Raw genomic sequence first — 23,260 nt, 5'->3', positions numbered from 1 at the left:
GGATACCTAATTAATTAACGCCGCGATTTCTGGCGGGATTTGTTGCGGATTAATGATTTTAATTTGTTTGTGGCGGCCAAGTTCGCCTTTTTCAATCACCACCTGGCTTTTCGCGACCCGGAACTGCTTACCGAGAAACTTCACCAGATGGTTGTTGGCCTGGCCGTCGACCGGCGGTGCGGTAATGGCGACTTTTACTTCGTCGCCATGTAAACCGACAATAGAATCACGGCTGGCTTTCGGCTGGATATAAAGCCGTAATACCAGACCGTCATCGTTTACTGTTACGGCACTCATAACGCCATCCACAGCCCCGGCAGCAGCATGTTTCCGGTTGCCTGTAATACTTCTGCGACACCCATATTGATGACATACAGCAGCAGTACGAGGATCATTGGTGAGAAATCAATCCCTCCCATTGCCGGTAGCAGGCGGCGAATCGGACGCAGTAGCGGATCGGCAAGCTGGATCAGCACATATTCAATTGGGCTGCGACCCTGACTTACCCAGCTCATTATCGCCATCACCAGCAGTACCCAGAAGATCAGCAGGCCGATAGTTTTCAGCAGAATCAGCAAACCGGCAATCCAGATGATCGGCAGGAAGGTTACGACTTTGAACAGGACGATGGCTTTGATGAAACTCAAAATGTACGCCACCAGCAGTGAGGCGCTGTCAATCGGCCCCATTGCCGGAATAACGCGGCGCAGTGGCCCGATAATCGGCTGCGTCACCTTCACCACAAACTGTGAGAAGGGGTTATAAAAATCACAATGAGCCCACTGCATCCAGATGCGTAATAACAGCACCATGGTATACAGCTCAATGACCGTTGAAAGCAGGAAAGTCAACGTATTCATGGCGTTCCTTTAATTCCTTATTTTTTAGAGTAATCACGTGCACCAAAGATAGCAGTGCCGATGCGAACCATCGTGCTACCTGCCGCAATGGCGGCTTCCATATCATCTGACATCCCCAGAGAGAGGGTGTCGACATGCGGGTAGCTCGTTTTCAGTCCGGCAAATGCTACAGCCATTTGGCGTGCAACTTCAAACTGCCTTACATATTCTGACTCTGGCGCGGGGATCGCCATTAGCCCGCGCAGGCGTAAACGCGGTAGTTCTGCGACCGCTGCTGCCAGCTCGTCCAGCTCTGCCAGTTGAATGCCTGACTTACTGTTTTCATCGCTAATGTTGATTTGAATCAGTACGTTAAGAGGGGGAAGTTCTGCCGGACGCTGATCGTTAAGACGGGTGGCGATACGCAAACGGTCGATGGTATGACACCAGTCGAAATGCTCTGCCACCAGGCGGCTTTTATTAGACTGCAACGGGCCAATAAAATGCCACTCTAATCCTGTTACGCCCAGTTCCTGAAAGTGGCGAATTTTATCTACCCCTTCCTGAACATAGTTTTCACCAAATTGACGCTGCCCCGCGTCGATGGCTTCTGCGATGGCGCTCGCAGGTTTTGTTTTACTGACTGCAAGCAGCGTAATTTCTTCTGGAGAACGGCCGCAACGCGTTGCAGCCGTTGAGATTTTGTCCCGAACCTGTGCCAGGTTATGCGCAATATCGTTCATTTTCCGAGGATCTTAGTATGAATATGGAAGAAATTGTGACCCTTAGTGTAAAGCATAACGTCTCGGATCTACACCTGTGCAGCGCCTGGCCAGCACGATGGCGCATTCGAGGGAGAATGGAGGTCGCGCCGTTTGACGCGCCAGACGTCGAAGAGTTGTTGCGGGAGTGGCTGGATGACGATCAACGGGCGATATTGCTTGAGAATGGCCAGCTTGATTTTGCGGTATCGCTGGCTGAAAACCAGCGGCTACGAGGCAGTGCGTTTGCGCAGCGGCAAGGCATTTCTCTGGCGTTACGGTTGTTACCTGCGCATTGCCCGCAGCTCGAACAACTTGGCGCGCCGCCGGTATTGCCGGAATTACTCAATAGCGAGAATGGCCTGATTCTGGTGACGGGAGCGACGGGGAGCGGCAAATCGACCACACTGGCGGCGATGGTTGGTTATCTCAATCAACATGCCGATGCGCATATTCTGACGCTGGAAGATCCTGTTGAATATCTCTATGCCAGCCAGCGATGCTTGATCCAGCAGCGAGAGATTGGTTTGCACTGTATGACGTTTGCATCGGGATTACGTGCGGCATTGCGGGAAGATCCCGATGTGATATTGCTCGGAGAGCTGCGTGATAGCGAGACAATCCGTCTGGCGCTGACGGCGGCAGAAACCGGGCATCTGGTGCTGGCAACCTTACATACGCGCGGTGCAGCGCAGGCGGTCGAGCGGCTGGTAGATTCATTTCCGGCACAGGAAAAAGATCCCGTGCGTAATCAACTGGCCGGTAGTTTGCGGGCGGTGTTGTCACAAAAGCTGGAAGTGGATAAGCAGGAAGGGCGCGTGGCGCTGTTTGAATTGTTGATTAACACGCCAGCGGTGGGGAATTTGATACGCGAAGGGAAAACCCACCAGTTGCCACATGTTATTCAAACCGGGCAGCAGGTGGGGATGTTAACTTTTCAGCAGAGTTATCAGCAGCGGGTGAAAGAAGGGCGCTTGTGAGGCTAAAGCGGCTGATTAGCATCGTAAATATGCCTGATGAGACGCTGACGCGTTTTATCAGACCTACAATCGTTGCCAAATGTAGGCCGGATAAGGCGTTTACGCCGCATCCGGCAAGACGGGCGATGACGCTATCTACAATTTGCCAGGCTTGCAAATCGCCTTAATATCCCTGCTCAAAATAACTTTCGAGAATGATAACCGCAGAGGCAGAGTCGACTTTGCCTTTGTTGAGCGCCCGATAACCGCCCTGTTCAAACAGGCCGGAACGCGCTTCCACGGTGCTAAGACGTTCGTCATGTAGCTTTACTTCAACACCGAAACGACCATGAATACGGTTGGCGAATTTACGCGCCCGGGCGGTTAGCGGTTGTTCGGTGCCGTCCATGTTCAGCGGCAAACCGACGATGATTTCGTCTGGCTGCCACTCTTTCAACAAACGCTCGATAATATTCCAGTCCGGCGTACCGTCCTGCGCTTTAATCGCAGGCAAAGGGCGAGCGGTGCCAGTAATGCGTTGACCAACCGCTACGCCAATGCTTTTGGTGCCGAAGTCGAAGGCAAGTAAAGTCCCGCTCATCAGGCGTGTCCCGCCACATCAGGCATGGTAAGAATATCAACACCAATCAGCCTTGCCGCATCGCGCCAGCGGTCGGCTATCGGTGTTTTGAACAGAATATTCAGATCTGCCGGAGCGGTTAGCCAGGCGTTGTCGAGAATTTCTTGTTCCAGTTGGCCTTTATCCCAGGAGGAGTAACCCAACGCAACCATCACGTCAGAGGGTTGTTTATCGGTGCCGAGCGTTTCCAGCACATCACGGGAAGTGGTCATCACTGTGTTGTCTGAAATGCGAATACTGGAAGTAAAATTTGATGGTGGAGTATGCAAAATAAACCCACGATCTTCAGCCAGTGGGCCACCGAGCATAACAGGCTTGTCCAGACGGATTGACTCATCACGCGGCTCCGGCGTGATCTTTAATTTTTCCAGAATCCCTTCAATTTTAAGATTTTCCAGAGGCTTGTTAATGATAATCCCCATTGCACCCTCTGGATTATGTTCGCAAATGTAGACCACCGAACGACGGAAAATCGGATCCTGGAGAGCAGGCATGGCAATAAGAAAGTGATGCTGTAAATTCATTGTCAGAGGTTCTGTTTCCTGGTTCAAAAAAGCAACAGCGCCCAGTATGCGTGGAAAGACGGGCGCTGTCACTCATAGTCTCAACGAGATCCCTCTCGTTAAGCTGGGTTATCGTTGCTGTAAACGTGCTTCGATGGCATCCATTAGCATTCCGGTGATCGAGACCGGAAACTCTGCTTCAATCTCACGAATACAGGTTGGGCTGGTGACGTTAATTTCAGTCAGGCGGTCTCCGATAATATCCAGGCCAACAAAAATTAGCCCTTTTTCTTTCAGCGTCGGCCCTACCTGGCGGGCGATTTTCCAGTCACTTTCAGTTAGCGGACGAGGTTCGCCGCGACCACCGGCAGCCAGATTGCCACGGGTTTCGCCACCCTGCGGAATACGCGCCAGGCAGTACGGTACGGGCTCGCCATCCACCACCAGAACGCGTTTGTCGCCATCTTTAATGGCAGGCAGGTAATTTTGCGCCATACAGTAGCGAGTACCGTGCTCAGTCAGGGTTTCGGCAATCACGCCGAGGTTCGGATCGCCTTCTTTCACGCGGAAAATCGACGCGCCACCCATGCCGTCCAGCGGTTTAAGGATAATGTCAGTGTGCTTTTCCCAGAACGCTTTCAACTGTGCTTTATTACGCGTGACCAGCGTTTCTGGTGTTAAGTCAGAGAACCAGGCGGTAAACAGTTTTTCGTTACAGTCGCGCAGGCTCTGTGGCTTGTTAACGATCAACGTTCCTTTCTCTTCAGCACGTTCCAGAATATAAGTGGCGTAGATAAACTCGGTATCAAACGGCGGATCTTTACGCATCAGGATCACGTCGAGATCGGCCAGTTGCAGATCCTGCTCACCCGTGAACTCGTACCATTTATCGTAGTTCTGTTCGACGCTCAAAGTACGGGTACGAGCGCGAGCCTCACCATTGATCAAATAGAGATCGCCCATCTCCATATAGTGAAGTTCGTAACCACGACGTTGTGCTTCCAGCAACATAGCGAAACTGGAATCTTTCTTGATGTTGATGCTTGCGATGGGGTCCATCACGATGCCGAGCTTGATCATTATTTTTCTCCGTTAGCCCAGATCACCAAAACGTACTTGTAGCGCAGTTATGGCGGTGAGCGCAGTTGTCTCTGTACGCAAAACGCGAGGTCCCAGCAGGATATCAGTAAATTGATAGCGGGCAGTCATGGCAATTTCATCTGCTGATAATCCGCCTTCCGGGCCAATCAGCAGGCGGATGCGTTCGACCGGCAACGGCAGCGTGTTAATGCTGTTACTGGCGCGCGGGTGAAGATTCAGTTTCAGTCCTTCATCTTGCTCTGCACACCAGGCTTCCAGATCCATTGCAGGACGGATCTCCGGCACCCGGTTACGACCACACTGCTCGCAGGCGGCAATCGCAATTTTCTGCCACTGCTGGAGCTTCTTGTTCAGACGTTCGCTATCCAGTTTAACGCCGCAGCGTTCAGAAAAAAGTGGCGTAATGAGGCTTACTCCAAGTTCGATCGATTTCTGGATAGTGAATTCCATTTTTTCACCGCGTGACATTACCTGACCGAGATGAATATGCAGAGGCGATTCACGATCGTCGAGCTGACCTTCCAGCACGTTAACTTCCACGCTTTTTTTGCTGGCGCTGGTAATCTCTGCGTCAAAGACCTGGTTGCTACCGTCAAATAACTGTAACGCCTGACCAGGCCCCATACGCAGTACACGGCCGATATGGTTAGCGGCATCTTCGCAAAGTGCAATGTGCGAGTTGCTGATTAATGGTTCAGGATGATAAATGCGGGGGATACGCATGGTTAAAAATCCGCGTCGTCTCCCCACGCAGTTGCCTGCGTGGGGTAGGGGTTTAACAAAAAGAATCCCGCTAGTGTAGGTTAGCTCTTTTGCGCCTGGCAAGCGCGTTGCACATACGGGTTATGATTGCCTTGCACCTTTGCAATGCGTTCGTCGCGCTCGCACTCCCAATCGGTGACCGGATACATCTTGTTCCAGGCGTTAAACAGTTGCGTTTGCTGGCGTGAGAGTGTCAGGTTGTACTGGTCACGCATATAGAAATAAGTTCTGGCAATGATGCCTCGCGTATGAGCTGGTGGTTCCGCCACTTTTTCTTTGAAATCCACCTTCATGGCGCACTGTCCATACTGACCCTCGCCACCATTCCACTGACTGTACATAAAGTTGCCGCGATCGCCGTTCACTTCGCCTATCGAGGGCTGCAGGTTATGCATATCGCTTTCCATTTTGCGATAAACCGGATCTTTGGCGCAGTTTTTACGTCCGCCGTCTTGCCAGCATTGACGCTGGTGGCCGAACTGCCAGGCGGGAACCACGTGTTCCCACTCCACACGACTGGCGCGATTTTCATTTTTGCGTACCTGATATCCGCATGACTCCAGATCCACAACGCCTTTTTTACCCTGCCAGTTGATTTTACAGCCGCAGTAAAATGTTCCCGGTGCGTCAGCATAGACTTTTACTGCCGCATTTTTCGCCTGGGAAAAACTATTGATGCCTTCGGCCAATACCTGGCCGGAAAATGCTGCGCTCAGTATCACCGCAGCAACAGACAAATAACGGTACATCATTTACTCCGTGTTAAAACGAGCCAGCAACGTAGCGAAAGTTGTTTTACTATGCAATCAGCCAGATCAGGAAAGTTCCTGATAGTTCAGGTGGTTATTTCGCAACCAGTTGTTCGCCGCAATGAACGCAGCGATAGACGGCCTCTCCACGCACCACACGGTTATGGCGGCGCACGGTAAGCTGATGCTCCTGGCATTTACAGCGGTAGGGGAAGGTGTTGCGGCGTACGGATTGTAGCTCAAATTGATGCGTGCGGCGGGCGGGAACACCCAGCACACTTTCCATCATCCATTTCCACTCTTTGCCATGCGGTGCCACGCGACCAAAGTGTTTCCACACCAGTAAATGCGCCAGCTCGTGCGGTACGACTTCTTCTATAAAAGCTTCGCTGTTTTCCATCAACAGCACCGGATTGAGACGAATTTCATAGCTGTCCAGCCAGGCAGTACCGGCGGATGTACCACGCTGGGTGTAAGCGATTTTTGGCTCCGGGTAATTACGCTCCAGCTTCAGGTTGGCCTGGGCGAGTTTTTCCCGCAGACGACGCATAACGGCCTGTTGGATGGCGATAGGGAGACGGGGCGTTTTCATAGCGGCTGAGGATAAAGCGAAGAAAAGATGACTGCAAGAGGTGGCTTCCTCCGCGACGGGAGGAAGCCAGAGACGATTAATCGTGAGCGCCGATTTCGCGCAGTTTACGACCCTTCATCAGATTACGTTCAATGTGTTCCAGCGAAACGTGTTTGGTTTCCGGTACCAGCCACAATGTCAGCAGGATAAACAACACGTTCAGAGCCGCATACACCCAGAAGGTGTTGGCGTTGCCCAGCGTGTTGAGCATAGTCAGGAACGTTGCGCCGACGATCATGTTGGCAATCCAGTTGGTGGCGGTGGAGCAGGTGATGCCAAAATCGCGGCCTTTCAGCGGCTGAATTTCAGAACACAGTACCCAAATCAACGGACCTGCGCTCATGGCAAAACCGACAATAAACATCAGCAGCATGGCAATGGCAAAATACTGCGCCGACGGTGAGTGGATACCGATATGCATCATCGTACCCAGTATGCCCATGCCAGCAGCCATTACCATGAAGCCCAGCGTCAGCGTCGGTTTCCGTCCCCAGCGGTCAACCAGACCAATAGCGATAAAGGTGGCGAGTACGTTGGTCAGACCAACGATCACTGTCCCCCACATTTGCTCGGTAGTATTGGTATAACCCGCCAGTTCGAAGATTTTGGGCGCGTAATACATGATGACGTTCATCCCGGTGAATTGCTGCATCACCTGTAACAGCACGCCAAGGAATACCGCACGACGGAAGTTGCTGTTTTCTTTAAACAGTGCCCAACCGCTCTGTTTGACCTGCAAACTTTCACGGATTTCATCCAGTTCGCGTTTCGCTTCCGCGCTGGTGTCGCGCAGGCGCAGCAGCACGCGTTCGGCATCAACAAAACGGCGTTTGGCGGCAAACCAACGTGGGCTGTCTGGCAGGAAGAAAACACCAATCAGTAGCAGAATTGCCGGGATGATAATCACACCCAGCATCCAGCGCCATGCGCCGGTGTAGCTGAAGGCGGTATCAGAAAGATAAGCGCCGAGAATGCCGATGGTAATCATCAACTGATACATCGAGATCATACTGCCACGAATTTTCTCTGGCGCAATTTCGGAGAGGTATAGTGGCGCGGTATAGGAAGCAACACCCACCGCCAGACCCAGCAGAACGCGAGAAAGAATCAGTACTTCAACGTTTGGCGCTGCGGCTGAGAACAGCGAACCAGCAACAAACAGAATAGCGCCGATCATCAGGCTCTTTTTACGTCCGAGTTTAAAAGAGAGCCAGCCGCTACCCACCGCACCGACTGCCGCACCAAACATCATGGAGCTTACGACCCATTCTTGCGTGTGCGAGGTAATCTGGAATTCATCTGCAATAAACGGCAGTGCGCCAGCAATTACACCGATATCCAGGCCAAAGAGTAATCCCGCCAGAGCGGCAAGGAAGCAGACGAAAAACGTCATTGCCTTGTTTGACCGCCCCTGTTTTTTAGCGTCAGGCATGATGCCCTCCAATATGTTATTTTTTATTGTGAATTAAGATAGGTGAGTACGACGCAAAAAGATGTGAAGCATGTCACATCAGTGTAATCGCTTACACTAACATTTATAGTGGTTATAATTTAAGTACATGAAAACAATTGAGTTATAACATCATAGATTAAGCGAAGTTATCTGAAATTAAGACTTTGCTGAAAAGAAATGTAACAATCATGAAAACTGAATAATATGATGAAAATATTATAAATACTGGGTTGCTATGGTTGGTGTAATCGGTTTCAGTTGTTGTAGATGAACTACGGATAAACGTGTTCAGCAACGGAATGTTGCTATCGTGTGGGCGGCTTTTGCCGGATGCGGCGTGAACGTTTTAGACAGCCTACATGTAGCAATGGTTGTAGGCCTGGTAAGCGTAGCGCATCGGGCATTTTTTAGAAAAGAAAAAGGCCAGTGCGAGGCTGGCCTTAGAAAGCGGGGATGAAAGATTATTTCAGACCGGCGGCATCGCGCAGTAGCTGCGCTTTGTCGGTTTTTTCCCACGGGAAATGCTCGCGACCAAAGTGACCATATGCAGCGGTATCTTTATAGATTGGGTGCAGCAGATCCAGCATCTTAATCAGACCGTATGGACGCAGGTCGAAGAACTCGCGCACCAGCAGGGTCAGTTGTTCAGTAGGGACTTTCTCAGTACCGAAAGTTTCTACCATGATGGAAGTCGGTTCAGCCACGCCGATCGCGTAGGAAACCTGAATTTCACAACGGTCAGCCAGACCCGCTGCCACGATGTTTTTCGCAACATAGCGTGCTGCGTAAGCTGCGGAACGGTCCACTTTGGATGGATCTTTACCAGAAAACGCGCCGCCACCGTGACGAGCCATGCCGCCGTAGGTATCAACGATAATTTTACGCCCCGTCAGACCGCAGTCACCCATCGGGCCGCCGATAACAAAACGTCCGGTCGGGTTGATGAAGAATTTGGTTGCGGAAGTCAGCCATTCTGCTGGCAGGATCGGCTTAATGATCTCTTCCATTACCGCTTCTTGCAGGGATTTCTGATCGATATCTTCAGAGTGCTGGGTGGAAAGCACTACTGCATCGATGCCAACGATTTTGCCGTCGTCATACTGGAAAGTAACCTGGCTTTTTGCGTCCGGGCGCAGCCACGGCAGAGTGCCGTTTTTACGCACTTCAGCCTGACGTTGTACCAGACGGTGTGCATAGGTGATTGGCGCAGGCATCAGCACATCGGTTTCGTTGGTGGCATAGCCAAACATCAGACCCTGGTCGCCAGCGCCTTGTTCCAGCGGATCAGCACGATCAACGCCCTGGTTAATGTCAGGGGACTGTTTGCCGATAGCGCTCAGAACCGCACAAGAGTTAGCGTCAAAGCCCATGTCGGAATGCACATAGCCAATTTCGCGAACGGTGTTACGGGTGATCTCTTCAATGTCCACCCAGGCGCTGGTGGTGATTTCACCGCCAACTAAAACCATGCCGGTTTTTACGTAGGTTTCGCAAGCAACACGTGCTTTCGGATCCTGTTCGAGGATCGCATCTAAAACGGCATCAGAGATTTGGTCAGCAATTTTGTCAGGATGCCCTTCAGAGACGGACTCGGACGTAAAAAGGTGTTTTGCCATATTTAATATCACCTAAAGAGAATTTAGTTAGCTCAAACTGTTGTGTGGATTTTCTGTGGTAGTGGCTCCTTCCACGACTCTGCAGGTTAAAAACACTGGCAGTCTGAGTGTTAATCAGTATGGATGGATTAACATCTGGATGGCTATTTTAGGTCAAGACGTCATCCGATTTCCACTTTTTTTTGAAGCGTATCTCATTCCGTTAAAAACGTAGCTGGAAATTTTTCCTGACAATGCTGGCATTCTGTGTATTTATCTTTTGCAATTTTCTGCCATTGTGGGGTATAAAACGCGGCGCGCGGCTTAAATAAAAAGCACACGACGTTCCTTTCGTGTTGCCACTTCCAGCCGGGTTGAAATCAGTGTTTTAGCTTGTTGGTTCGTCTTCGCAGGCGGCCGTGGAGGTGATACGAAATAATGAATCGTTGTCTGCTGCTTAATCTGTCGCACCGTTCTGGTGTAGATTCGTTCCCCGCACTCTGCATCTCTGCATTGCATACCTGCCGATGTTATACCCATCTCGGCGCTTCTCAGGATTCAAGAGCTGGCAACAGTTACTGATGACTGAACAAGGGCGCTCTTGTAAATACAAGAGTTTTCTCGTGGTTTCGCCGGACTGTCACACTTACGTTCGGTTATGTGCTTAATAATGTTATGAAAAAGAAACCGGTTGCGCAGTCGGAGCGTCAGCATACGCTGCTGGAAAATCCGTGTGCTTATGGGTTGTTATCGCAGTTTCAGGCTGCGATAGTGGTTAACTGTTTTACACTTAATAAAATAATTTGAGGTTCGCTATGTCTGACGACATGTCTATGAGTTTGCCTTCGTCAGCGGGCGAACACGGTGTACTACGCTCCATGCAGGAGGTTGCAATGAGCTCCCAGGAAGCCAGCAAGATGCTGCGTACTTACAATATTGCCTGGTGGGGCAATAACTACTATGACGTTAACGAGCTGGGTCACATTAGCGTGTGCCCTGACCCGGACGTCCCGGAAGCTCGCGTTGATCTCGCGCAGTTAGTGAAGACCCGCGAAGCGCAGGGCCAGCGCCTGCCTGCACTGTTCTGCTTTCCGCAGATCCTGCAGCACCGTTTGCGTTCTATTAACGCCGCGTTTAAACGTGCGCGGGAATCCTATGGCTATAACGGTGACTACTTCCTCGTTTACCCGATCAAGGTTAACCAGCACCGCCGCGTGATTGAGTCCCTGATTCATTCTGGTGAACCGCTGGGGCTGGAAGCAGGTTCAAAAGCTGAGTTGATGGCGGTGCTGGCGCATGCTGGCATGACCCGCAGCGTCATCGTCTGTAACGGCTATAAAGACCGCGAATATATCCGCCTGGCGCTGATTGGCGAGAAGATGGGCCATAAGGTTTATCTGGTTATCGAGAAGATGTCTGAAATCGCCATTGTGCTGGATGAAGCGGAACGTCTGAACGTGATCCCTCGTCTTGGCGTACGTGCGCGTCTGGCCTCGCAGGGGTCTGGTAAATGGCAGTCTTCCGGTGGTGAAAAATCGAAGTTCGGTCTGGCGGCAACCCAGGTACTGCAACTGGTTGAGACACTGCGTGAAGCCGGACGTCTCGATAGCCTGCAACTGCTGCACTTCCACCTCGGTTCGCAGATGGCGAATATTCGCGATATCGCGACAGGCGTTCGTGAATCTGCGCGCTTCTATGTTGAGCTGCATAAGCTGGGCGTCAACATTCAGTGCTTTGACGTTGGCGGTGGTCTGGGCGTGGATTATGAAGGCACCCGTTCGCAATCCGATTGTTCGGTGAACTACGGCCTCAATGAATACGCTAATAACATTATCTGGGCAATTGGCGATGCCTGTGAAGAGAATGGTCTGCCACATCCGACGGTGATCACCGAATCGGGTCGTGCGGTGACTGCGCATCACACTGTGCTGGTTTCCAATATTATCGGTGTGGAACGTAACGAATACACCGTTCCAACCGCACCAGCAGAGGATGCGCCGCGCGCACTGCAAAGCATGTGGGAAACCTGGAAGGAGATGCACGAACCGGGAACTCGCCGCTCTCTGCGTGAATGGCTGCATGATAGCCAGATGGATCTGCACGATATCCATATTGGTTATTCTTCTGGCACTTACAATCTGCAAGAACGTGCATGGGCAGAACAGCTCTATTTGAGCATGTGTCATGAAGTGCAGAAGCAACTGGATCCGCAAAACCGCGCCCATCGCCCGATTATCGACGAATTACAGGAGCGTATGGCGGACAAAATGTACGTCAACTTCTCGCTATTCCAGTCGATGCCGGATGCATGGGGTATCGACCAGTTGTTCCCGGTTCTGCCGCTGGAAGGGCTGGATCAAGTGCCGGAACGCCGCGCTGTGCTGCTGGATATCACCTGTGACTCTGATGGAGCCATCGACCACTATATCGATGGTGACGGCATTGCTACGACAATGCCAATGCCGGAGTACGATCCGGAGAATCCGCCGATGCTCGGTTTCTTTATGGTCGGTGCCTATCAGGAGATCCTCGGCAACATGCACAATCTGTTTGGTGATACCGAAGCGGTTGACGTGTTCGTCTTCCCTGACGGCAGCGTAGAAGTGGAGCTGTCTGACGAGGGCGATACCGTTGCGGATATGCTGCAATATGTGCAGCTCGATCCAAAAACGTTGTTAACCCAGTTCCGTGACCAGGTGAAGAAAACCGATCTTGATGCCGAACTGCAACAACAGTTCCTTGAAGAGTTCGAGGCAGGTTTGTACGGTTATACCTACCTTGAAGATGAATAATTAAGATTATTCTGCTGGCGGGCCGATTTAATTGATTAATTCGGCCCGCTTTTTATTTATATATTCTTAAAAATAATCTGGTTACTTTCCTTCTAATATAATCTCCCTACAATCGCTGCATTAATTAAATGCAGAGGGATCGGTTATGAAAAAATGGAAAGTACGCGTTGCGCTGGTGGGATTGTTCGTACTGCTGGCAGGTTGTTCCAGTAATGCGCAGTATAATAGTAGTGCATCTGGCAATGTCGGCACTGCCTGGGGCGGGGATGTGCACTCAACGGTTCAAGGCGTATCTGCTGAACGCGCCTGGCGCGATCCGGCAGAGATGATCGTTATTAGTTATTCGACTAACATTCCTTCCGGATACGACCGCGTTTATAGCATTCGGATTAACGAACTGGAATATGCTATTCGCGATGCTAATTTTAATTCGCTTCCTATTACGCGGGTATATGATTCATCGAATAATAAACCTCGATATATTGTTCATGCCAGAGTGGGAATGAATTATCAATTATATGTTCGTAACTATAGCCGTAACACTAACTATGAGATCGTTGCCACAGTTGATGGGCTGGATGTTCTGAACGGCAAGCAAGGTTCGCTGAATAACAATGGCTATATTGTGAATGCCGGTGATTCGTTAGCGATTAAAGGTTTCCGTAAAGATAAACATACCGAAGCTGCTTTTCAGTTTGCCAACGTTGCTGATTCCTACGCCGCCAATTCGGCGCAAGGCGATGTACGTAACACAGGGGTGATTGGTTTTGCCGCTTTTGAATTACAAGGCTCAGCGAAAAATGCGCTACCGCCGTGCTCTGGACAAGCCTTTCCGGCAGACAACAATGGCTATGCTCCACCACCGTGTCGTAAATAGCAACCCCGCTTGATGCTTCACCCATTTAGGGCGATAATTAGCACAAACTTGTGTTTCGCAAATCCAACCCTTCCTCGTCGGGCCTAACGACGCGGAAGGGTTTTTTTATATCGACTTTGTAAAAGGAGTCCATCCATGAGCACCTTAGGTCATCAATACGATAACTCACTGGTTTCCAACGCCTTTGGTTTTTTACGCCTGCCGATGAACTTCCAGCCGTATGACAGCGATGCTGACTGGGTAATTACCGGCGTGCCGTTCGATATGGCTACTTCTGGTCGTGCGGGGGGGCGTCACGGTCCGGCAGCTATTCGCCAGGTTTCGACTAATCTGGCCTGGGAACACAACCGCTTCCCGTGGAATTTCGACATGCGTGAACGTCTGAATGTCGTCGACTGTGGTGATCTGGTATATGCCTTCGGTGATGCCCGTGAAATGAGCGAGAAACTGCAGGCGCACGCTGAGAAGTTGCTGGCTGCCGGTAAGCGTATGCTCTCCTTCGGTGGTGACCACTTTGTTACGCTGCCGCTGCTGCGTGCTCATGCTAAACATTTTGGCAAAATGGCGCTGGTACACTTTGACGCCCACACCGATACCTACGCGAACGGTTGTGAGTTTGACCACGGCACTATGTTTTATACCGCGCCGAAAGAAGGTCTGATTGACCCGAATCATTCCGTGCAAATTGGTATTCGTACTGAGTTCGATAAAGACAACGGCTTTACCGTGCTGGACGCCTGCCAGGTGAACGATCGCAGCGTGGATGACGTTATCGCCCAGGTGAAGCAGATTGTTGGTGATATGCCGGTCTACCTGACTTTTGATATCGATTGCCTGGATCCTGCGTTTGCGCCGGGAACGGGTACGCCGGTAATTGGCGGCCTGACCTCCGATCGCGCCATTAAACTGGTACGCGGCCTGAAAGATCTCAACATCGTTGGGATGGACGTAGTGGAAGTGGCTCCGGCATACGATCAGTCGGAAATCACTGCTCTGGCAGCGGCAACGCTGGCGCTGGAGATGCTGTATATTCAGGCAGCGAAAAAGGGCGAGTAAGCGCCGGATGTGATGCCACCGTAGGCCGGATAAGATGCGCCAGCATCGCATCCGGCGATGTGCTCTGGGTAACGAATGAGCCATATATGTCAGATGCGGCCTAAACGCCTTATCTGACCTACGTTCGGCACCACCAGGTCTTACTTAACCCCATCAGCGCTCATACGGTCGCGAATATGCTGGGCGCGTTCCGCGGATGCTGGATGGTCGTCAAACATTGAGCTTTGACGGCCTTCTTCCAGCTTCGCCAGTTTTTCAAAGCTGGTGGCAAGGCCTGCCGGACTGATGCCGCGTTGGCGCAGCAAGTCATAGGAGTAATCGTCCGCCTCAGCTTCCTGACGCTGGGAGAATTGCGAATTGACTAATTTCTCGCCCAGATCGCCTAGTTGTGATTGAGATAAACTACCGACAATCCCGCCCGCCGATGCCGCAGCTACTCGCACTGCGTTTGTTCCAAGCGCGACCTGCATCCCTTTCTTCACATGGCCTAACGCCACGTGTCCCATTTCGTGACCGATCACCGCTTCGACTTCGTTATCAGTCATCATATCCATCAGTCCGCTATAAACACGGATGCAGCCGTTGGCCATCGCAAAGGCGTTCACATCCTTTGCCATATACACTTTGTAATTTACCGGCTGACCGTTGATATTGTTGCCCAGCGCGTTGGCAATAGTGGCCAGACGTTTAGCATATTCGCTACTGGCTGGCGCAATCGTCGCCTTACTGTCCATCTCCTGACATGCCTGATCGCTCAGGGCTTTGACCTGCGCATCACTCAGAGTGTAAGCCTGAAAAGCTTCCGCTCCTGATGAGAGCAGCCCACTGGAGTCCATATTCTGGCAACCGGTCAATACCGTTGCCACGCTCATTGCTATCAATAAGGCGCGAATTTTCATGTTTTCTCTTCCGCACAAAGTCAGGATTATTCTAAAAATGCGCCGTTTGCAGGTGAATCGACGCTCAGTCTAAGTATAAGGAAAAGCGCAGCGGACGGGCGAGCAGATTGCGCAACATGCGAGCATGATCCAGAGATTTCTGAACCGGCAAAAGGATGTTCCATGTACATGACGCGTGGCTTGCGGTAAATTGTTGGCAAATTTTCCGGCGTAGCCCAAAACGCGCTGTCGTCAAGTCGTTAAGGGCGTGCCCTTCATCATCCGATCTGGAGTCAAAATGTCCTCACGTAAAGAGCTTGCCAATGCTATTCGTGCGCTGAGCATGGACGCAGTACAGAAAGCCAAATCCGGTCACCCGGGCGCCCCGATGGGTATGGCTGACATTGCCGAAGTCCTGTGGCGTGATTTCCTGAAACACAACCCGCAGAATCCGTCCTGGGCTGACCGTGACCGCTTCGTGCTGTCCAACGGCCACGGCTCCATGCTGATCTACAGCCTGCTGCACCTCACTGGTTATGATCTGCCAATGGAAGAGCTGAAGAACTTCCGTCAGTTGCACTCCAAAACTCCGGGCCACCCGGAAGTGGGTTACACCGCAGGTGTAGAAACCACCACCGGTCCGTTGGGTCAGGGTATTGCTAACGCAGTCGGTATGGCGATTGCAGAAAAAACGCTGGCGGCGCAGTTTAACCGTCCAGGTCACGACATTGTCGACCACTACACCTACGCCTTCATGGGCGACGGCTGCATGATGGAAGGCATTTCCCACGAGGTTTGCTCTCTGGCGGGTACGCTGAAGCTGGGTAAACTGATTGCGTTCTACGATGACAACGGTATCTCTATCGATGGCCATGTTGAAGGCTGGTTCACCGATGACACTGCAATGCGTTTCGAAGCTTACGGCTGGCACGTAATCCGCGGTATTGACGGTCACGACGCTGCCGCTATTAAACGCGCAGTAGAAGAAGCGCGTGCAGTGACTGACAAACCGTCTCTGCTGATGTGCAAGACTATCATTGGTTGCGGTTCCCCGAACAAAGCCGGTACGCATGACTCCCACGGCGCGCCGCTGGGCGATGCGGAAATTGCACTGACTCGTGAGCAGCTAGGCTGGAAATACGCGCCGTTCGAAATCCCGTCTGAAATCTATGCTCAGTGGGATGCGAAAGAAGCCGGTCAGGCGAAAGAGTCTGCATGGAACGAGAAGTTTGCGGCTTACGCGAAAGCTTACCCGCAAGAAGCGGCTGAATTTACCCGTCGTATGAAAGGTGAAATGCCGTCTGACTTCGACGCGAAAGCGAAAGAGTTCATTGCTAAACTGCAGGCTAATCCGGCTAAAATTGCCAGCCGTAAAGCGTCTCAGAATGCCATCGAAGCATTCGGTCCGCTGTTGCCGGAATTCCTTGGCGGCTCCGCTGACCTGGCTCCGTCTAACCTGACCCTGTGGTCTGGCTCTAAGGCAATCAACGAAGATGCTGCTGGTAACTACATCCATTATGGTGTTCGCGAATTTGGTATGACCGCGATTGCCAACGGTATCTCCCTGCACGGTGGCTTCCTGCCGTACACCTCCACCTTCCTGATGTTCGTGGAATACGCACGTAACGCTGTACGTATGGCTGCACTGATGAAACAGCGTCAGGTGATGGTTTATACCCACGACTCCATCGGTCTGGGCGAAGACGGCCCGACTCACCAGCCGGTTGAGCAGGTTGCTTCTCTGCGCGTGACCCCGAACATGTCTACATGGCGTCCGTGTGACCAGGTTGAATCCGCCGTTGCGTGGAAATATGGCGTTGAGCGTCAGGACGGCCCGACCGCGCTGATCCTCTCCCGTCAGAACCTGGCGCAGCAGGAACGTACGGAAGAGCAACTGGCAAACATCGCGCGCGGTGGTTACGTGCTGAAAGATTGTGCCGGTCAACCGGAACTGATCTTCATCGCCACCGGTTCTGAAGTCGAGCTGGCGGTTGCAGCATACGAAAAACTGACTGCTGAAGGCGTGAAAGCGCGCGTAGTTTCCATGCCGTCTACCGACGTGTTCGACAAACAGGACGCGGCTTACCGTGAATCCGTACTGCCGAAAGCCGTCACCGCACGCGTTGCAGTGGAAGCAGGTATTGCTGACTACTGGTACAAGTATGTTGGCCTGAACGGTGCTATCGTCGGTATGACCACCTTTGGTGAATCTGCTCCGGCAGAGCAACTGTTCGAAGAGTTCGGCTTCACCGTTGAAAACGTGGTAGCGAAAGCGAAAGAACTGCTGTAATTAACACTATGGTGTGTGAAGAGCCGCAAATGCGGCTCTTTTTTATTTGGTTGAGATAAACGGAACGGTACTGCCAGGGATCATGGTATCGGGCAGTTTTCCGTCCCAGCGTTCGGCAGTGGTAAGGGCAACAAGCCCTGGGTTATCTCGCAGAGCTTCACCGCGCAGGCGGATAGCTTCTGCTTTGGCTGCCGCCAGTTTACTGTCTGCTTCTGCCTGCGCCTGAGTTACCGCAATTTGTGCCTGGATTTTCTCTGTTTCCAGATTTTGTTTCCGTGTGGCAATGGCGACTTCCGCTTTCATACGATCTTCAATTGATTTTTCATAAGCGTCCGAAAAATCAATATTTTCAATCTGGACCCCGTCAATCACCACCGGACCAACAACGGCTTTGCGCATTGCATTTTGCAGATCCTGAACCAGTTTCGTGCGATCCTGTACAGCGCTGATGGCCGTATATTGACCGAAAACGTTCTCCAGTTGGGTTGGCAACTGGCGAACAATCAGGCGATCTTTTAATGCTTCAATGGTGTTGTAGGTGGTATAAACCGCGCCTGCTTCCGAAGGCTTAATATGGAAACTGACTGACACAGTCATTTGTGCGGGTTGCTGGTCGCGGCTGTATGCCTGTAATCCCTGATAGACAACAGCCTGATTACGCGTGGAAATTTTCTCTACGCTTTCCATAAACGGGATCTTAAAACCCAGCCCCGGATCGGCAACTTTTACTATTTTTCCATAGCGCAACAAAATACCACGTTCACCTTCATTCACGGTGTAATACGACAGAAATGGCAGCACAATAACGGCAAGTACGCCAATGGCGATGGCAAGCGATTTTTGTGGGCGGAATGAGGTTATTGAAACAGGTGCTTTCATGTGAGTCTTCCTTGAGTGAAGTGTGGAAATATGTCACATGAGGTGAGAAGAAAACAGCCAACAGTCGAGAATTCAGAATCTATAAAGGGGGAATGGCGGAAAACCAACGAATGAAATAAGTATGTTTTCGAACATTCAATAAACAAATGGTGATATGCATCACGAATGTAATAACGTATAAAATATCTATTATGTGACATACGCAGCAAATATATAGTTGACTTGCGTAAAATTATTTTTATGTCATTGTTATTTAATGCTTTGCTATTTTGGCTCGTGGAGTTTGTGCTCTCACGTGCACAATTGCTTTCATTAAGTCGCACGAGTATTTTATTTTTACCGCCGGACAGCACCCTAAAAATAAAATAAGGATAATTTATGCGGCTTATTGATTATTTCCCGGAATCATCAATCTCAGTTATATCTTCAGCAAAAGACTGGCAGGATGTTATCGATTTTTCGATGGCGTCATTGTTAGCAAAAAATTATATCAACGAGAATTACATTCAGTCTATTAAAGACTCAACTACCCGCAACGGGCCTTATTATATTCTCGCGCCGGGCGTAGCAATGCCCCATGCACGACCGGAATGTGGGGCGCTTAAAACCGGGATGTCACTGACATTACTCGAACAGCCAGTTTGTTTCCCCGGAAGTGATGAGCCGATCAAATTACTCATCGGGCTTTCTGCTGCCGATGCTGATTCTCACATTGGTGCTATTCAGGCGTTAAGTGAATTACTGTGCGAAGAAGAAATACTCGAACAACTATTAACAGCAACATCAAAAAAACAATTAGCGGACATTATCAGCCGCGGATAATTACTCTCTCCTCTACAGGATAATATTATGGAAAACAAGTCTGCTCGTGCAAAGGTCCAGGCTTTTGGTGGCTTTTTGACTGCAATGGTCATCCCCAATATCGGTGCTTTCATTGCCTGGGGTTTTATTACTGCTTTATTTATTCCTACGGGTTGGATGCCTAACGAACACTTCGCCAAAATTGTTGGCCCCATGATTACCTATTTATTGCCCGTGATGATTGGTTCTACCGGTGGTCATCTGGTCGGCGGTAAACGCGGTGCGGTCATGGGGGGAATAGGGACGATTGGTGTGATCGTCGGTGCGGATATTCCGATGTTTCTCGGTTCGATGATCATGGGGCCGTTAGGTGGTCTGGTCATAAAATATGTCGATAAAGCACTGGAAAAACGCATACCTGCTGGTTTTGAGATGGTTATCAATAACTTCTCATTAGGTATTGCCGGGATGATCCTCTGCCTGTTGGGCTTTGAAGTCATCGGTCCGGCAGTGTTAATTGCCAATACTTTCGTCAAAGAGTGTATTGAGGCGCTGGTACATGCGGGTTATCTACCTCTGCTGTCAGTCATCAATGAACCGGCAAAAGTGCTTTTCCTTAATAATGCGATCGATCAGGGCGTCTATTACCCGTTGGGAATGCAGCAGGCATCGGTTAACGGTAAATCTATCTTCTTTATGGTGGCGTCCAATCCTGGGCCGGGTTTAGGCTTGCTGCTGGCATTCACTCTGTTTGGTAAAGGGATGAGCAAACGCTCTGCGCCTGGTGCGATGATTATTCACTTCCTCGGTGGCATCCACGAGCTGTATTTTCCGTATGTATTGATGAAGCCGTTGACCATTATCGCCATGATTGCAGGCGGTATGTCTGGCACCTGGATGTTCAATTTGCTGGATGGCGGCCTGGTGGCAGGTCCTAGCCCGGGTTCTATTTTTGCTTATCTGGCACTGACGCCGAAAGGCTCGTTCCTGGCGACAATTGCCGGTGTTACGGTCGGTACTCTGGTGTCCTTTGTCATCACATCCCTGATACTGAAGATGGAAAAAACGGTGGAAACGGAGAGCGAAGATGAGTTCACCGAGTCAGCCAATGCGGTAAAAGCTATGAAGCAGGAAGGTGCATTTTCATTAAGTCGTGTGAAACGTATTGCCTTTGTTTGTGATGCGGGAATGGGCTCCAGCGCAATGGGGGCAACCACCTTCCGCAAACGTCTGGAAAAAGCCGGACTGACCATTGAAGTAAAACATTACGCCATAGAAAACGTGCCTTCGGATGCTGATATCGTCGTCACTCACGCCAGTCTGGAAGGACGAGTGAAACGTGTGACGGATAAACCGCTGATATTGATTAATAACTACATTGGCGATCCAAAACTCGACACTTTATTTAATCAATTAACCGCCGAACATAAAAACTGATTGCAGAGGTAAAAATGAAAACCAAAGTTGCTGCTATTTATGGCAAGCGGGATATCCGTCTGCGTGAATTTGAGTTACCCGAAATTACTGATAATGAACTGCTGGTCAGTGTAATTTCTGATAGTGTTTGTTTATCCACCTGGAAAGCGGCGTTGCTTGGTAGCGAACATAAACGGGTGCCGGACGATTTAGAATATCACCCGGCGATCACCGGGCATGAATGTGCCGGAGTCATTGTTGAAGTGGGTAAAAATCTTACCGACAAATATAAAAAAGGTCAGCGATTTGTTTTACAGCCTGCGATGGGGTTACCCAGCGGATATTCTGCGGGATACAGCTACGAATATTTTGGTGGTAATGCCACCTATATGATTATTCCTGAAATCGCGATTAATTTAGGCTGCGTATTACCGTATCACGGCTCTTATTTTGCTGCGGCGTCGCTGGCGGAGCCGATGTGCTGCATTATTGGCGCTTATCATGCTAATTATCACACTACGCAATATGTTTATGAGCATCGAATGGGCGTCAAATCTGGCGGCAATATTGCGCTACTGGCGTGTGCTGGCCCGATGGGAATTGGCGCTATCGATTACGCCATTAACGGCGGCATTCAACCATCACGGGTGGTAGTGGTCGACATCGATGAAAAACGGCTGGCACAAGTACAGAAGCTGCTGCCGGTGGAGATGGCGGCCAGCAAAGGGGTTGAGCTGGTATACGTGAATACCAAAGGGATGAGCGATCCGGTACAGATGCTGCGGTCGCTGACAGGAGATGTCGGGTTCGATGATGTTTTTGTCTATGCGGCGGTGCCTTCGGTCGTTGAGATGGCTGATGAATTGCTGGCGGAAGATGGTTGTCTGAACTTCTTTGCCGGGCCAACGGATAAAAACTTCAAAGTGCCGTTTAACTTTTACAACGTGCATTACAACAGCATTCACGTCGTTGGGACGTCCGGTGGTTCTACGGATGATATGAAAGAGGCGATTGCCCTTAGCGCCACGGGGCAGTTGCAGCCGTCGTTTATGGTGACCCATATTGGTGGCCTGGATGCGGTGCCAGAAACCGTACTCAATTTGCCGGATATTCCCGGCGGTAAAAAACTCATTTATAACGGCGTCACCATGCCGCTGACCGCCATTGCCGATTTTGCCGAAAAAGGGAAAACAGATCCGCTGTTTAAAGAGTTGGCGCGACGGGTTGAGGAAACGCACGGCATCTGGAATGAACAGGCCGAGAAATATCTGCTGGCACAATTTGGCGTTGATATCGGGGAGGCCGCGCAATGATGTCCCTTGCGTGGCCATTATTTCGCGTTACGGAACAGGCCGCGTTGGCTGCCTGGCCGCAAACCGGATGTGGCGACAAAAATAAAATTGATGGCCTGGCGGTTACCGCGATGCGTCAGGCATTAAACGACGTCGCTTTTCGTGGGAGAGTGGTTATCGGTGAGGGGGAAATTGACCATGCGCCGATGCTGTGGATTGGCGAAGAGGTTGGCAAAGGTGATGGGCCAGAAGTCGATATCGCGGTTGATCCGATTGAAGGCACCCGGATGGTGGCGATGGGGCAGAGTAATGCCCTGGCAGTAATGGCCTTCGCCCCACGAGATAGCCTGTTACACGCGCCCGATATGTATATGAAAAAACTGGTCGTTAACCGACTGGCTGCAGGAGTGATTAATCTGTCTTTGCCCCTGACGGATAACTTGCGCAATGTGGCAAAAGCATTGGGCAAACCATTGGATCGATTACGCATGGTTACGCTGGATAAACCCCGTCTTCATGCCGCGATTGAAGAAGCGACGCAACTGGGCGTGAAAGTATTCGCCCTGCCGGATGGCGATGTTGCTGCCAGTGTGCTGACTTGCTGGCAGGATAATCCTTACGACGTGATGTACACCATCGGTGGTGCGCCAGAAGGCGTTATTTCTGCCTGTGCAGTCAAAGCGTTAGGTGGAGATATGCAGGCAGAGCTTATTGATTTTTGTCAGGCCAAAGGTGATTACACGGAAAATCGGCAGATTGCACAACAGGAGCGCCAGCGTTGCAAGGAAATGGGGGTTGAGGTCAACCGTGTGTACTCGCTCGACGAACTGGTGAGAGATAAAAATATCCTCTTTAGCGCCACGGGTGTGGCGGGCGGAGAGCTGGTGAACGGTATACAACAGACGGCGAATGGGGTGCGGACGCAGACATTACTGATCGGTGGCGCAGACCAAACGTGTAATATAATAGACTCCCTGCATTGATGG

At 50.9% G+C, this 23,260-nt stretch carries 24 protein-coding genes and 1 pseudogene; 12 read left to right on the top strand and 13 right to left on the bottom strand.

Features of this window, described 5'->3' with window-relative positions:
- Positions 1-6 precede the first annotated feature (6 nt).
- Genes yggU through yggS form a run of 3 tightly spaced genes read right to left on the bottom strand, consistent with a single transcriptional unit; the run spans position 7 to position 1,582 of the window.
- A complete protein-coding gene (gene yggU / locus ESM_RS0113375) occupies positions 7-297 on the bottom strand; it encodes a DUF167 family protein YggU (RefSeq protein ID WP_001277217.1) in 291 nt (96 codons plus the stop codon).
- The gene (gene yggT, locus ESM_RS0113370; protein ID WP_001094831.1) at positions 294-860 is read right to left on the bottom strand and encodes an osmotic shock tolerance protein YggT; all 567 of its coding nucleotides are present in this window, start codon (positions 858-860) and stop codon (positions 294-296) included. Before yggT ends, yggU begins: the two co-directional genes overlap by 4 nt.
- A 17-nt stretch (positions 861-877) precedes the next feature.
- Positions 878-1,582: a pyridoxal phosphate homeostasis protein gene (yggS, locus tag ESM_RS0113365; protein WP_010378707.1), complete on the bottom strand. Its 705-nt coding sequence runs from the start codon at positions 1,580-1,582 to the stop codon at positions 878-880.
- Positions 1,583-1,599: 17 nt separating this feature from the next.
- On the opposite strand from yggS, the gene ESM_RS0113360 reads away from it, so the two are divergent.
- On the top strand, positions 1,600-2,580 hold the full coding sequence (locus ESM_RS0113360) for a PilT/PilU family type 4a pilus ATPase (protein ID WP_001517057.1): 981 nt from the start codon (positions 1,600-1,602) through the stop codon (positions 2,578-2,580).
- 163 nt (positions 2,581-2,743) lie between these two features.
- Here the strand turns inward: ESM_RS0113360 and ruvX are convergent, their stop codons facing one another.
- The 8 genes from ruvX to metK all read right to left on the bottom strand — a co-directional run bounded on the left by ruvX (position 2,744) and on the right by metK (position 10,014).
- The gene (gene ruvX / locus ESM_RS0113355; RefSeq protein WP_000017106.1) at positions 2,744-3,160 is read right to left on the bottom strand and encodes a Holliday junction resolvase RuvX; all 417 of its coding nucleotides are present in this window, start codon (positions 3,158-3,160) and stop codon (positions 2,744-2,746) included.
- Complete coding sequence (locus ESM_RS0113350; protein ID WP_010378695.1) at positions 3,160-3,723, bottom strand: YqgE/AlgH family protein; 564 nt, start codon at positions 3,721-3,723, stop codon at positions 3,160-3,162. Before ESM_RS0113350 ends, ruvX begins: the two co-directional genes overlap by 1 nt.
- 108 nt (positions 3,724-3,831) lie before the next feature.
- Positions 3,832-4,782, bottom strand: coding sequence for a glutathione synthase (gshB, locus tag ESM_RS0113345; protein WP_000593301.1), 951 nt, complete (start codon positions 4,780-4,782; stop codon positions 3,832-3,834).
- A 12-nt stretch (positions 4,783-4,794) separates the two neighbouring features.
- Positions 4,795-5,526, bottom strand: a complete 732-nt coding sequence (gene rsmE, locus ESM_RS0113340) for a 16S rRNA (uracil(1498)-N(3))-methyltransferase (RefSeq protein ID WP_001517055.1) — start codon at positions 5,524-5,526, stop codon at positions 4,795-4,797.
- An 80-nt stretch (positions 5,527-5,606) separates the two neighbouring features.
- Positions 5,607-6,314, bottom strand: a complete 708-nt coding sequence (gene endA, locus ESM_RS0113335; protein WP_000286521.1) for a deoxyribonuclease I — start codon at positions 6,312-6,314, stop codon at positions 5,607-5,609.
- Positions 6,315-6,408: 94 nt separating this feature from the next.
- Positions 6,409-6,906: a SprT family zinc-dependent metalloprotease gene (locus tag ESM_RS0113330; RefSeq protein ID WP_000856773.1), complete on the bottom strand. Its 498-nt coding sequence runs from the start codon at positions 6,904-6,906 to the stop codon at positions 6,409-6,411.
- A 76-nt stretch (positions 6,907-6,982) separates the two neighbouring features.
- Positions 6,983-8,377, bottom strand: a complete 1,395-nt coding sequence (galP, locus tag ESM_RS0113325; RefSeq protein WP_001517053.1) for a galactose/proton symporter — start codon at positions 8,375-8,377, stop codon at positions 6,983-6,985.
- A 482-nt stretch (positions 8,378-8,859) separates the two neighbouring features.
- Positions 8,860-10,014, bottom strand: coding sequence for a methionine adenosyltransferase (gene metK, locus ESM_RS0113320; protein WP_001062125.1), 1,155 nt, complete (start codon positions 10,012-10,014; stop codon positions 8,860-8,862).
- A gap of 55 nt (positions 10,015-10,069) precedes the next feature.
- Here metK and ESM_RS1000000129395 point away from each other — a divergent pair.
- The 6 genes and pseudogenes from ESM_RS1000000129395 (at position 10,070) to speB (ending at position 14,718) form a co-directional block, all read left to right on the top strand.
- A pseudogene (locus ESM_RS1000000129395) lies at positions 10,070-10,321 on the top strand (hypothetical protein).
- Positions 10,322-10,431: 110 nt separating this feature from the next.
- Complete coding sequence (gene yqgG / locus ESM_RS1000000129390; RefSeq protein ID WP_269446598.1) at positions 10,432-10,575, top strand: protein YqgG; 144 nt, start codon at positions 10,432-10,434, stop codon at positions 10,573-10,575.
- Between the two features lie 93 nt (positions 10,576-10,668).
- Positions 10,669-10,800: an acid stress response protein YqgB gene (gene yqgB, locus ESM_RS01000000124860; RefSeq protein WP_001338822.1), complete on the top strand. Its 132-nt coding sequence runs from the start codon at positions 10,669-10,671 to the stop codon at positions 10,798-10,800.
- Positions 10,801-10,808: 8 nt separating this feature from the next.
- Positions 10,809-12,785 (top strand): biosynthetic arginine decarboxylase, encoded by a 1,977-nt coding sequence (gene speA / locus ESM_RS0113310; RefSeq protein ID WP_001517052.1) that lies wholly within the window; start codon positions 10,809-10,811, stop codon positions 12,783-12,785.
- 145 nt (positions 12,786-12,930) lie between these two features.
- Positions 12,931-13,662: a hypothetical protein gene (locus tag ESM_RS0113305; protein ID WP_000758927.1), complete on the top strand. Its 732-nt coding sequence runs from the start codon at positions 12,931-12,933 to the stop codon at positions 13,660-13,662.
- A gap of 135 nt (positions 13,663-13,797) precedes the next feature.
- On the top strand, positions 13,798-14,718 hold the full coding sequence (gene speB, locus ESM_RS0113300) for an agmatinase (protein ID WP_000105566.1): 921 nt from the start codon (positions 13,798-13,800) through the stop codon (positions 14,716-14,718).
- Between the two features lie 140 nt (positions 14,719-14,858).
- On the opposite strand, the gene loiP is transcribed toward speB, so the two are convergent.
- Positions 14,859-15,617, bottom strand: a complete 759-nt coding sequence (loiP, locus tag ESM_RS0113295) for a metalloprotease LoiP (RefSeq protein WP_000701822.1) — start codon at positions 15,615-15,617, stop codon at positions 14,859-14,861.
- Positions 15,618-15,894: 277 nt separating this feature from the next.
- Here loiP and tkt point away from each other — a divergent pair, with 277 nt between their 5' ends.
- The gene (gene tkt, locus ESM_RS0113290; RefSeq protein ID WP_000098628.1) at positions 15,895-17,886 is read left to right on the top strand and encodes a transketolase; all 1,992 of its coding nucleotides are present in this window, start codon (positions 15,895-15,897) and stop codon (positions 17,884-17,886) included.
- A gap of 42 nt (positions 17,887-17,928) precedes the next feature.
- On the opposite strand, the gene ESM_RS0113285 is transcribed toward tkt, so the two are convergent.
- On the bottom strand, positions 17,929-18,765 hold the full coding sequence (locus ESM_RS0113285; protein ID WP_000646932.1) for a prohibitin family protein: 837 nt from the start codon (positions 18,763-18,765) through the stop codon (positions 17,929-17,931).
- A gap of 378 nt (positions 18,766-19,143) precedes the next feature.
- Between ESM_RS0113285 and cmtB the strand changes: the two genes are divergently transcribed.
- The 4 genes from cmtB to glpX are packed head-to-tail and all read left to right on the top strand — an operon-like array spanning position 19,144 to position 23,257.
- The gene (cmtB, locus tag ESM_RS0113280; RefSeq protein WP_001236708.1) at positions 19,144-19,587 is read left to right on the top strand and encodes a PTS mannitol transporter subunit IIA; all 444 of its coding nucleotides are present in this window, start codon (positions 19,144-19,146) and stop codon (positions 19,585-19,587) included.
- Positions 19,588-19,614: 27 nt separating this feature from the next.
- Complete coding sequence (cmtA, locus tag ESM_RS0113275; RefSeq protein WP_000428837.1) at positions 19,615-21,003, top strand: PTS mannitol transporter subunit IICB; 1,389 nt, start codon at positions 19,615-19,617, stop codon at positions 21,001-21,003.
- A 14-nt stretch (positions 21,004-21,017) separates the two neighbouring features.
- Complete coding sequence (locus tag ESM_RS0113270; RefSeq protein ID WP_000853166.1) at positions 21,018-22,295, top strand: zinc-binding dehydrogenase; 1,278 nt, start codon at positions 21,018-21,020, stop codon at positions 22,293-22,295.
- Complete coding sequence (gene glpX / locus ESM_RS0113265) at positions 22,292-23,257, top strand: class II fructose-bisphosphatase (protein ID WP_000987293.1); 966 nt, start codon at positions 22,292-22,294, stop codon at positions 23,255-23,257. The genes ESM_RS0113270 and glpX overlap by 4 nt, the downstream gene beginning before the upstream one ends.
- Positions 23,258-23,260 lie beyond the last annotated feature (3 nt).

The organism is Escherichia sp. TW09308 (assembly GCF_000208565.1).
In the GTDB taxonomy this organism is placed as follows: domain Bacteria; phylum Pseudomonadota; class Gammaproteobacteria; order Enterobacterales; family Enterobacteriaceae; genus Escherichia; species Escherichia marmotae.
Note: the sequence above shows the minus strand (reverse complement) of the source record. Positions and strands in the feature narration are given on the sequence as shown.